10 protein-coding genes are annotated in these 10,605 nt (G+C 68.3%); 4 read left to right on the top strand and 6 right to left on the bottom strand.

Features of this window, described 5'->3' with window-relative positions; genetic code table 11:
- The 4 genes from AC3XYG_RS26370 to AC3XYG_RS26355 all read right to left on the bottom strand — a co-directional run.
- On the bottom strand, window positions 1-251 hold a 251-nt coding region (locus tag AC3XYG_RS26370), incomplete at its 3' end, for a lycopene cyclase family protein (RefSeq protein WP_489142846.1).
- A gap of 11 nt (window positions 252-262) precedes the next feature.
- Entirely contained in the window at window positions 263-1,681 is a 1,419-nt protein-coding gene (locus AC3XYG_RS26365; protein WP_489142845.1) for an amidase, read from the bottom strand.
- Window positions 1,682-1,689: 8 nt separating this feature from the next.
- Entirely contained in the window at window positions 1,690-3,213 is a 1,524-nt protein-coding gene (locus AC3XYG_RS26360) for a sodium:solute symporter family protein (protein WP_489142844.1), read from the bottom strand.
- The gene (locus AC3XYG_RS26355) at window positions 3,210-3,515 is read right to left on the bottom strand and encodes a hypothetical protein (RefSeq protein WP_489142843.1); all 306 of its coding nucleotides are present in this window, start codon (window positions 3,513-3,515) and stop codon (window positions 3,210-3,212) included. Before AC3XYG_RS26355 ends, AC3XYG_RS26360 begins: the two co-directional genes overlap by 4 nt.
- A gap of 205 nt (window positions 3,516-3,720) precedes the next feature.
- On the opposite strand from AC3XYG_RS26355, the gene AC3XYG_RS26350 reads away from it, so the two are divergent.
- Complete coding sequence (locus tag AC3XYG_RS26350; RefSeq protein ID WP_489142842.1) at window positions 3,721-4,680, top strand: LysR substrate-binding domain-containing protein; 960 nt, start codon at window positions 3,721-3,723, stop codon at window positions 4,678-4,680.
- Between the two features lie 78 nt (window positions 4,681-4,758).
- Window positions 4,759-6,843, top strand: a complete 2,085-nt coding sequence (locus AC3XYG_RS26345) for a phospholipase D-like domain-containing protein (protein ID WP_489142841.1) — start codon at window positions 4,759-4,761, stop codon at window positions 6,841-6,843.
- A 4-nt stretch (window positions 6,844-6,847) separates the two neighbouring features.
- Here the strand turns inward: AC3XYG_RS26345 and AC3XYG_RS26340 are convergent, their stop codons facing one another.
- Window positions 6,848-7,747, bottom strand: a complete 900-nt coding sequence (locus AC3XYG_RS26340; protein ID WP_489142840.1) for an AraC family transcriptional regulator — start codon at window positions 7,745-7,747, stop codon at window positions 6,848-6,850.
- A 151-nt stretch (window positions 7,748-7,898) separates the two neighbouring features.
- On the opposite strand from AC3XYG_RS26340, the gene AC3XYG_RS26335 reads away from it, so the two are divergent.
- Together AC3XYG_RS26335 and AC3XYG_RS26330 are read left to right on the top strand one after the other, a co-directional pair.
- On the top strand, window positions 7,899-8,738 hold the full coding sequence (locus tag AC3XYG_RS26335) for an oxidoreductase (protein WP_489142839.1): 840 nt from the start codon (window positions 7,899-7,901) through the stop codon (window positions 8,736-8,738).
- A gap of 82 nt (window positions 8,739-8,820) precedes the next feature.
- On the top strand, window positions 8,821-9,903 hold the full coding sequence (locus AC3XYG_RS26330; protein ID WP_489142838.1) for an aldo/keto reductase: 1,083 nt from the start codon (window positions 8,821-8,823) through the stop codon (window positions 9,901-9,903).
- Here the strand turns inward: AC3XYG_RS26330 and AC3XYG_RS26325 are convergent.
- Window positions 9,904-10,605: NAD-dependent epimerase/dehydratase family protein (locus AC3XYG_RS26325; RefSeq protein ID WP_489142837.1), on the bottom strand; the 702-nt coding region annotated here is incomplete at its 5' end.

Below are 10,605 nucleotides of genomic sequence, written 5' to 3'. Positions count from 1 at the left end.
CCGGAACCGCCGACCATCCGCCCGCGCGGCCAATAGATCCGGCGGCTGAGGCAGCCCGCCTGGGATTCGGTATAATAGCCCCAGTCGACATGGGTGTTGAACATGACCGGCCAGTTGGCCGGGATGTCCGAGTTCTGGGGCGCGGCGCCGCCGGCCTCCAGCAGCAGCACGCGCCGTGCCGAATCGGCCGAAACACGGTTGGCGAGGACGCAGCCGGCCGAGCCGGCACCGACGATGATGGTGTCGAACATGATGTGTCTCCTCAGCCGCCCAGCAAGGCTGCGATGGCCCCGGCGGCGGCGAGCACCGGCCCGTCCGCGCCGCGGGACCCGATCACCTGCAGGCCGATCGGCAATCCATCCGGCGCCAGACCGGTCGGGATGACCGTCGCCGGCGCCTGGGCGAGATTGACCGGGAAGCTGAACCCGGCCCATTCCGTCCAGCGTTTCAGGCCCGACCCTGCCGGCACTTCGGCCCCGGCCTCCAGGGCGGTCAGCGTCGCGGCCGGGGAGACGACGATGTCGACTTCGGCCAGCCGCGCATCGAATGCCGCCGCGAACTCCGCCCGCCGGGTGTGGGCGGCGATCAGGTCGACCGCCGTGAACCGTGCGCCTTCCGCCGCGATCTCGCGCAGGCCGGGATCGACGGCCGCCAGCGCCGACTGCGGCAGGGCCGCCAGCCGGGCGGCCGCGCCGGAGAACCACAGGGTATGGAACAGCCCGAGCAGGTCGTCGCCCGGCAGGCGGAACGGCTGCAGCACCGCCCCAGTCGCCTCCAGCACGCCGAGCGTACGCTGAAACGACGCCGCCACATCCGGCGCCACCTGCCATTGCGGTGGTTCGGACCAAACCCCGATCCGCAGCCCCTTCAGGCTGTCCAGGCACGCGGCCCCGGCCGGCACGAACGGCAGGGGGTTCTGGTACCAGTCGCGCAAGTCGCGGCCGGACATGGCGTCGAGCATCAGGGCGGCATCGGCGACGCTGCGCGTCATCGGCCCGATATGCGCCACCGTGCCGAAGGCGCTGGCGGGATAGGCAGGCACGCGGCCGAAGGTCGGTTTGTGCCCGACGATGCCGGTGAAGGCGGCCGGAATCCGGACCGACCCGCCGCCATCGCTGCCGAGATGCAGCGCCCCAGCCCCGGCCGCCGCCGCCGCCGCCGCGCCGGCCGAGGAGCCCCCAGGCGTTCGCCCGGGGTTCCACGGGTTGCGGGTGATGCCGGAGGACGGGCTGTCGCCCAGGGCCTTCCAGCCGAACTCCGGCGTCGTCGTCTGGCCGATCAGCACCGCGCCGGCCGCCCGCAGCAGGGCGACCGACGGGGCGTCGACGGCTGGGACGGTGGGCGGCGCACAGGAGCCGTAGCGCGCCTCCCACCCCGCCACCCAGACAATGTCCTTGATCGTCGTCGGCACGCCGTCCAGCGGGCCGCACGGTGCCCCCGCCGCCCAGCGTGCCGCGGACTGCCGGGCGGCCGACAGCGCCGGCCCGGCGTCGATCCGGGTGAAGGCGTTGAACCGCGCCTGCACGACCTCGGCCCGGGCCAGCGCCGCCTCCGTGACCTCGACCGGCGAGAGCGTGCCGGCGCGGTAGGCCGCCAGCAAATCCACGGCCTCCATCCGGCACAGCTCGGGCGCATCGCCGAGCGGCGTGCCCGGCGCTGCTTTATCGATCGCCGCATTCATGCTGCCGCTCACCCCTTCACCACTTCGGTACCGGCCGGCATCGCTTCCGCCTCGGGCAGGGTCGCCGCGCCGACGCGGGTCATGGCGAAGAGATGCTCGACCCGGCGCTTCTCATCCTCCGACTGCGGCAGGAGATAGGCGCAGGCCATGTAGATCGCGAAATTCACCACCAGGGCGACGATGCCGGAGGTCAGCCCGCCCAGCGCCGGGATCGACCCGGGATAGTTCATCTCCAGCACCACCGCGGTGACAAAGCCGACCACCATGCCGGCGATGGCGCCGGTCTTGTTGCCGCGCTTCCAGAACACGCCGAGGAATTGCGGCACCGCGAGCTGGATGATGCCCTGGTAGGCGATCACCGCCAGCATGAACAGGGCCGGCAGCTTCGAACAGGCAACCCAGGCGGCGAGGATGGTGATGATCAGCATGCCGACCTTGGAGGCCAGCACCAGCTGCTTGTGGCTGAGCTTCATATAGTTGCCGATCAGGTCGTTGCCGATCTGCGCGCCGGCGGCCTGGATGGTGCCGTCGACATTGCCGACCGTGGCGGCGAACACCACCACCCCGGCGAAGGCCAGCAGCACCAGCCCGCCGGCCTGCTGGCAGGCGATGAACCAGACGTCGTCCGGCTTGGCCGCCACCTCCGGCAGCGCGGTGGCCAGGATGCAGAACACCAGGAACAGCACGCAAAACACGAAGGACAGCGGGATGGCCAGGGCGGCCGCCTGCTTCACGCTGCGCACGCCGTCGGCGGTGAACAGCCGGACGAAGATGTTCGGCCAGCACCAGCCGCCGACCGTCCCGGTAAAAATCAGCGCGAACAGGTAGAGCGGCCCGCTCTCCGACCCCAGGCTCGGGATCTCGAACAGCTTCGGGTCGACCGAGGAGAAGCCGATGCCCTTGGTGCCGACCAGCCAGCCGAGCAGGCCGATGACGATGAAGGTGCCGCCGATATAGGCCGCGATGCCCTGCACCATGTCGGAAATCACGACGCCGCGCATGCCCATGCGGATGGTCCAGAATTGCCGGATCACCAGCACCACGACGCCGAGGATCACCGAGGTGGTGAAGCTCATGCTCTGCAGCGACATATACTGGAACAGCGTGCCCAGCGCCTGCATCCCCAGCACCAGCCAGGGAAAGCTGGAGACGATGCCGATCACGCCGGCCAGCGCCCGGATATGGTGCGAGTCATAGCGCAGCGAGAACAGGTCGGGCTGGGTGCGCAGGTCGAACGCCTTGCCCCACATCCACACCCGCCGTGCCATCAGATACATCAGCACGATGGTCAGCAGGCTGTAGGACAGGAGGTAGAAGCCGATCACTCCGGAGCCGACGGCCAAGCCGGCGAAGGCGATGAAGATCGCGCCGGGATACCAGGTGTTGAGGAACGACATCGCCTGGTAGTAGCCGCCGAAGGACCGGCCGCCGACGGCGTATTCGGTGAAGTCCTTGTCCTGCTTGAAGGTGTATTGCAGCACCCCGATGACGAGCACGAAGAAGGCCGCGAGGATCCCGAAGGTGATGATCATCGTGCGTCTCCCGCTCCGATGCCGTCGAAATTGCCCTGCCGGCTTTCGACCAGATAGGCGGCAACGACGCTGACGGTGATGCACAGGCCGGTGAGGGCGAAGTAGAACACCGAGATCGGCAGGCCGAGGACCAGCGGGTCACGCCCGCTCATCGCCCAGTACAGCGGCGGGAACAGCGCCAGCACGGCATCGACCGCGAACCACCATTTGATCCAGGCCGGATATTCCGGGCGGGTGAGCCGTGGAATATTCGTACTTTGGATCGGGGGCAGCTTGTAAGACGAGGTGGACGATGTTGCCATTGCCGTCTTTCCCTGTTTGCCGCGTTGATTTGCATGTTTTTTGGTCGAGAACTGCGCGTTCTGCGGGCTTCTTGCCCGTTTCCATGCACGAGGACAGATGACGACGGAGCCTCTACCTGATTTGAAGCGTAGGCATTGTCAGACGAAAACAGAAAATGTAATTTTTAGCTCGGTAAGTTCCAAAAAATGTCACAATGGGACGGCTTTGAACCTCTCCATCCGCCAGCTGCGCTACATCTGCGAGGTGACCCGGCTGGGCAGCATCCAGGCCGCCTCCCGCACCCTCGCCATCTCGCAATCCTCCATCATCGCCGCCATCGCCGCGGCCGAGTTCGAGGCCGGGGCCAAGCTGTTCGAGCGCAAGCCGGCGGTCGGCATCACGCCGACGCCGACCGGGCGGCGCTTCGTCCGCTCGGCCCTGTCGCTGCTGGCGGCGGAGGAGGAGTTCACCCGGGCGATGCGTGAGGAGGCCGCGGGCGTGCCGCGCCACATCCGCGTCGGCTGCTTCGAGCCGTTCGGTGCGATGTTCATGCCATCGGTGATGCGCCGCTACCTCGACGAGGTCGGCGAGGCCGAGGTGTCGTTCCTGGAGGGCGACAACGCGCAGCTGACCACCTGGCTGGCCAATGGCGATGTGGATTTCGCCGTCGCCTACGATATCGGCCCCGATCTCGGGCAGAGCGTCACGCCGATCTGCCGCCTGCCGGCCCATGCCCTGCTGTCGACGGACAATCCGCTGGCCGGACGAACCTCCCTCTCGATCGCCGAGCTGGCGGAGCACCCGCTGGTGCTGCTCGACCTGCCGCACACCTCCGCCTATCTGCTCGGCCTGTTCGAATCCCGGTCCCTCCGTCCGCGAATCTGCCTACGCACCCGGTCCTATGAGACCATCCGCTCCGCCGTGTCGGTCGGATTCGGCGTGTCGGTGCTCAACATGCGGCCGCTGAACTATCCGGTCGGCGACGTGCAGAATCTGGTGCGGGTGCCGCTGAGCGACGATCTGCCGGCACCGACGCTGCAGGTGACCGACATGTACGGGCCACAGAAGCCGCGCTTCGTCCGCCGCTTCATCGCCGTGCTGCGCGACTTCTTCGTCGAACTCGGCCCGTCGCGCTTCGCCGTGGCGATGCCGGAGCGCGAACCGCATTTGCTCTGCTCCCACTGAACCCGGTCACAAAACGGTGCCTTGCGAAATCGCGCGGCCGATCCCTAGGCTCGCAGCCCCACCTTCGGGAGGCGGCTGATGTGCAGGATCGTCAAGGCCGGCGCCTGGTGTAACGGCGAAGTGGCGTATCTGGCCTGGGAGGCGGACGCGCCGATCGCCGACTGCCTCGGCTTCATGATCACCCGGGTGCACGAAACCGGCCCGGATGCCGGGCAGCGGCGCATTCTGCCAACCTGGATCGCCTTCCGGGACCAGTCCAACCCGGATTGGCAGGACCAGGACAGCTCGGTCTGGCCGATCCAGCAATACCAGTGGCGCGACCTGACCCTGCGCCGGTCCCGCGACACCAATGCGGTGCGGCCGATCGACTTCACGGTGCATTACGAGATCGTCCCCGTCGGCCTGCCCGGCCCCGGGCGGCCGGCGGTTCCGTCCTCGCCGACCGGGGTCTATCTCGATGCCGCCGGGCATCCGCGATATCAGGGAACGCCACGGCCGCTGGCCGTGCTGGACGCGCCGTTCAAGACGGCCGCCATTGACGTCACCCATGCCTATCCCCGCGGCGGGGCGATCTCCGCCACCTACACCAACGGCATCCTGTCGACCCAGAACCTGCTGCAGCAGCTGGAAACCCTGCAGGGGAAGAAACCGGAAAAGGTCGCCGCCGGCCCGGTGACAGGCATCACCCCAGGCCTCGTCGCGGTGCTCAAGCAGCACATCGCGATCGAAGGAGACCCGCTCCGCAATTTCCTGACCGCCGATGTCCTCTCCTTCCTGACCGGGCTGATGAACCGAACGGAGCGGAACGACGGAGCGCTGTATCTCGCGCTGTACGAGCTGCACGACCCGGAGCTGATCCGCCGGCTGACGGCGCTGACCGCCGCCGGCAAGGCGCATGTCATTTTGTCCACGGCGGGGTCGGAAGATCCGAACCCGAAGAAGAACTCGCCCGTCCCGAAGCAGCCGATCGTCTGGGACACCGAGAACCAGGACGCCCGTGCCGGCCTGCACGCCGCCTCCGCCGCCAATGTCCAGGACCGGCTGTTCAACAACCAGGGGCATATCGGCCACAACAAATTCGCGATCTATGCCGAGGCCGGCGTGGCGAAGGCGGTGCTGACCGGCAGCACCAACTGGACCGAGACCGGGCTGTGCACCCAGTCCAACAATGCCATCCTGATCGAGGACGCCGCGGTCGCCGGCCTGTATCTCGACTACTGGAAGCGGCTGCAGGGCGATCCGCAGCCGGCCGGCCAGGAGCTGAGCGTTACCGTCGGCCGCAAGACCATCACCGGCTTCGCCCCGAACAAGGCCGTGCAGGGCCCGGCGATCCGCGCCGCCAATGCCGTGCCGACCGGGCCGGTGACACTGGCCGACGGCAAGACCACGGTCGAGCTGCTGTTTTCGCCGAACACCCAGGCCCGCACCAAGACCAGGACATCGCCGACGCCGGTCGACCTGGCCCGTGTGTATTCGCTGATGGAGAACGCCAAGGACGCCATCCTGTTCCTGGTCTTCCTGCCGGGGGTCGCCGGCAACCAGAACATCATCGGCGAGGCCGCTTCCCTGGCGGCCGGGCGGCCGGAGCTGCTGGTCCAGGGGGCGATCAGCGACCCCAGCGCCCTGCCGCCGGCGAAACCCGACACGCCCGACACCTACACCAAGCCCGACGGCACCACGGCCAAGCTGCCGCGCCCGGCGATCTGGTGGCCGGCCGGCGCGGACGGCCGCATCGCCATGATCCGGGCGGCGGCGGTGACCAGCCCGACGGGCGACCTGCGGCCGGAGATCCTGACCGCGGGGCACGCCATCATCCACGACAAGATCATCGTCATCGATCCGCTCGACCCCGAAGCCTGCACGGTCATCACCGGCAGCCACAACATGGGCTACAAGGCCTCGTACCAGAACGATGAGAACCTACTGATCATTCGCGGCAACCAGCCGCTGGCGGTGGCCTATGCCATCCACATCCTCGACGTCTACGACCACTATGTCATGCGGGCGAAGTTGGCAGATCAGCTGCGCCAGTCGCTGATTGCCACCGGCGAACCAACGCCGGCGCAATCCGGCGGCTTCCTCGACCCGAGCGCAGGCTGGCAGCAGCGCTGGTTCCAGGCCGCGCCGGCGCCCTCCAGCCGGACCTATTTCCTGGGCGGCTGAGCCGTCAGACCACGCTGCGCTCCGGCATCGACAGGGTGCGCAGGCGGGTTACGTCCCGGCCGGGCGGCGCGCCGAACAGGCGGCTGTATTCGCGGCTGAATTGCGACGGGCTGTCGTAGCCGACGCTGAATCCGACAGCGGCAACATCCTCGGCATCCGCGAGCAGCCGGGCGCGCGCTTCCTGCAGCCGGATCTTCTTCTGGAACTGCAGCGGGCTCATGGTGGTCACGCCGCGGAAATGCCGGTGCAGGGACGAGGTGCTCATTCCCGCCACCCGGGCGAGATCCTCGATCCGGAAGATCTCGGCGTAGTGGGCACGGATCCAGCGGATGGCGCGGCCGACCTGCGACAGGGGGCTGTCGGCCAGCCCGATCTGGCGCAGGATCGCCCCCTGCCCGCCGGTCAGCAGCCGCCACAGGATCTCGCGCTCGATCATCGGGCGCAGCATGGCGGCATCCTGCGGGCGGTCGAGCAGGCGCAGCAGCCGCACGGAGGCTTCGAGCAATTCGGGCGGGGCAAGGCTGACGGCCATGGCGGGGGCTTCGGCCGTGTCACGATCGCCAGCCTCCATCTCCAGCAGCAGGGCGGCGATCATCGCCGGCTGCAGCAGCAGGCCGAAGGCCAGGAACGGCTCCTCGGCGCTGGCCTGGATGACATGGCCGGTCAGCGGCAGGTCGAGCGACACCACCATGGACTGGCCGGCGCCGTATTCGAACACCTGGCCGCCCAGCATCGTCCGCTTCGCGCCCTGGACGATGATCCCGAAGGCCGGTTCCGACACATGCAGCATGGGCTCGGTGGTGACGGAAGACGCCATCACCCGGACACCCGGCAGCACCGTGGCCATGCTGCCGGGGCTGGCGTGGCGCAGGATCAGCGAGCGCAGTTCGGCGAGCGGTTCCATGACGCCATACCGCCACGATGTCGCGCGGAGCGCAAGGCGGAAGCGCATGATGCACTCACGATTGGTAGGATCGTGCAAGAATGCGCGAGCATCGATCTACCGGCCCGGCATCGCCCCGTGGTGTCCTGAGGGCTCAGTATCGGTGGAGCAGATGATGCGGAAGACATGGTTCGTCACGGGGGCCGGCCGCGGGCTCGGTGTCCAGATCGCCAAGGCCGCGTTGCAGGCCGGCGATCGGGTCGTCGCCTCGGCCCGCAGCCGGGCAGGCATCCGTGACAGCTTGGGGCCGGACAGCGACCGGCTGCTGGCGGTCGAACTCGACGTGACCAATCTGGACCAGGCGCAGGACGCCGTCGATGCCGCGCTGTCCCGGTTCGGCGCCATCGACGTGCTGGTGAACAACGCCGGATACGGCCATCTCGGCTTTTTCGAGGAGATGACGATCGAGGATGTGCGGGCCCAGTTCGCCACCAATCTGTTCGGCGTGTTCAACGTGACCTGGGCCGCCCTGCCCGCCATGCGGGCGGCGCGCCAGGGGCGGATCTTCAACATCTCCTCGGTCGGCGGCTTTGCCGGTGGCGAGCTGGCCTCGCTGTACTGTGCCAGCAAATTCGCGCTCGAAGGCTTCTCGGAATCCCTGTCGAAGGAGATCGCGCCGTTCGGGCTGTTCGTGACGATCGTCGAGCCGGGCCCGTTCCGCACCGACTTCCTCAAGCCGGCCTCGCTCCGCTTCAGCGAAAAGACGCTGCCCGATTATGACAAGCGGCGGGCCGAGCTGCGCGCATCGTTCGAGCAGCGGAACGGCCAGCAACCAGGGGATCCGGCGAAGCTGGCAGACGCGATGGTCCTGCTGGCGGGCGAGACCGAGCCGCCGATGCGCTTCGCCGCCGGTTCCATCGCCATCGCCGCGGCCGAAGTCAAGCTGGCCGGCACGCGCACAGAGTTGGACCGCTGGCGGCAGCTGTCCGTCGGCACCGACCACGCCGCTTAGCGGCCCATTCCCATCCGCGTCTGTGCCGCCCCATTGCGGGGCGACCGTTCGCATGCCCTCTCCCCCTTCAAAGAGACACGCCATGCCACTCAATTCTTATGTCACGCTCGGCCGCTCCGGCCTTCGCGTCAGCCCGTTCTGCCTGGGCACCATGACCTTCGGCGAGGACTGGGGCTGGGGCTCCAGCCCGGCCGAGGCCGAAGCGATCCTGACGGAATACCTCGAGCGCGGCGGCAACTTCATCGACACCGCCAACATCTACACGGTCGGCCATTCCGAGACGATCATCGGCGAGTTCTTCGCCCAGCGGAAAGGCCGGCGCGACCGCACGGTCATTGCCACGAAGTTCTTCGGCAACCTTCATCTCGGCGACCCGAATGGCGGCGGCGCCGGGCGCAAGGCGATCATGGAGCAATGCGAGCAGTCGCTGCGCCGGCTGCAGACCGACTACATCGATCTCTACTGGCTGCACAATTGGGACCGCACGGTGCCGATCGAAGAGACCTTGCGGGCGATGGACGACTTGGTGACCGCCGGCAAGGTCCGCTATCTCGGCATTTCCGACGTGCCGGCCTGGAAGGTGGCCCAGGCACAGACCGTCGCACAGTTCCGCGGCTGGGAGCCCCTGATCGCCCTGCAGATCGAATACTCCCTGCTGCAGCGCACGGTCGAGGGCGAGCTGACGCCGATGGCGCAGGAGTTGGGTCTCGGCGTGATGCCCTGGAGCCCCCTGAAGAACGGCTGGCTGTCCGGCAAGTACACCCGCGAGAACGCCGCCACCGTGACGTCGGATCGTTCGGCCCTGGTCGGCGCGCCGAGTGAGCGCGACCATCTCATCATCGACGCGGTGAAGGCCGTGGCTGCGGAGTTGAATGTCCCCCCTGCCGCCGTGGCGCTGGCATGGGTGCAGGGGCGGCCAGGCGTAACCTCAACGCTGATCGGCGCGCGGCGGATCGACCAGTTGCAGGCCAATATCGCGGCACTCGACGTCACGCTGACCGCGGCGCAGGTCGCGGCCCTCGACCAGGCGTCGAAGCCCAATCTGAACTTCCCCGCCGACCTCAACCGGGAATTCTCGCCACACCTCGCCTTTGCCGGGGCCACGGTCGACGGCCAGCAGACGACGGCCTTGCCGCTGCTGGCACGGAACACGACCCGCTACTGATCAGGCGGGCACGGCGCCGCCGGCAATCAGGCTTTCGGCGCAGTCGACGACGGTGGTCGCCACGGGCCGCGGCGACCACCCCAGCACGCGCTGCGCCTTGGCCGAGGTGAAGCTGTGCCGACGGCCAAGCCCCGGCGTCACCGTCCGCAGCACCGGGTCAAACAGCGACGCCAGCCGAAGCACGAAATCCGGCAGGGACCGGGTCGGAACCTGCCGGGCCCGCGGCCCCAGCGTCGCGCGCAGGATCTTCGAGATATCCGCCATCCACAGGAAATCGCCGGTGGTGATGAAACGTTCGCCGGCGGCCTCCGGCGCCGTCATGGCCCGGATATGCGCATCGGCCAGGTCGCGGACATCGACGATGCTGAAGCCGAGGTGCGGGTTGCCGTGCAGCCGGCCGTCGAGCAGGCGGCCGACCACCTGTGCCGAACCGAGATTGTCCGTGTTCAGCACCGGCCCGAGCACCGCGCCGGGCAGGATCGTGGTCAGGCTCGTCCCGCCCGGTGTGGACGCCATGAATTCCCATGCGGCGCGTTCCGCCAGGATCTTGGAGCGGCGATAGGGATCGAGGAGCGGATCGTCTGGATCTGCCCAGACCGATTCGTCGCTGACGCGCCCCGATCCGCGCGGCGGCCGGGCGGTGGCTGCGGCGGACGTCATCACCACCCGATCGACGCCTGCCCCTATCGCCGAACTCAGCAC

The organism is Inquilinus sp. (genome assembly GCF_057815775.1).
Note: the sequence above shows the minus strand (reverse complement) of the source record. Positions and strands in the feature narration are given on the sequence as shown.

Excerpts from the sequence above, each read along its gene's own strand:
- AC3XYG_RS26365 (WP_489142845.1), bottom strand. The coding sequence starts at position 1,681 with ATGAATGCGGCGATCGATAAAGCAGCGCCGGGCACGCCGCTCGGCGAT.
- AC3XYG_RS26360 (WP_489142844.1), bottom strand. The coding sequence starts at position 3,213 with ATGATCATCACCTTCGGGATCCTCGCGGCCTTCTTCGTGCTCGTCATC.
- AC3XYG_RS26355 (WP_489142843.1), bottom strand. The coding sequence starts at position 3,515 with ATGGCAACATCGTCCACCTCGTCTTACAAGCTGCCCCCGATCCAAAGT.
- AC3XYG_RS26345 (WP_489142841.1), top strand. The coding sequence starts at position 4,759 with ATGTGCAGGATCGTCAAGGCCGGCGCCTGGTGTAACGGCGAAGTGGCG.
- AC3XYG_RS26340 (WP_489142840.1), bottom strand. The coding sequence starts at position 7,747 with ATGGAACCGCTCGCCGAACTGCGCTCGCTGATCCTGCGCCACGCCAGC.
- AC3XYG_RS26335 (WP_489142839.1), top strand. The coding sequence starts at position 7,899 with ATGATGCGGAAGACATGGTTCGTCACGGGGGCCGGCCGCGGGCTCGGT.
- AC3XYG_RS26330 (WP_489142838.1), top strand. The coding sequence starts at position 8,821 with ATGCCACTCAATTCTTATGTCACGCTCGGCCGCTCCGGCCTTCGCGTC.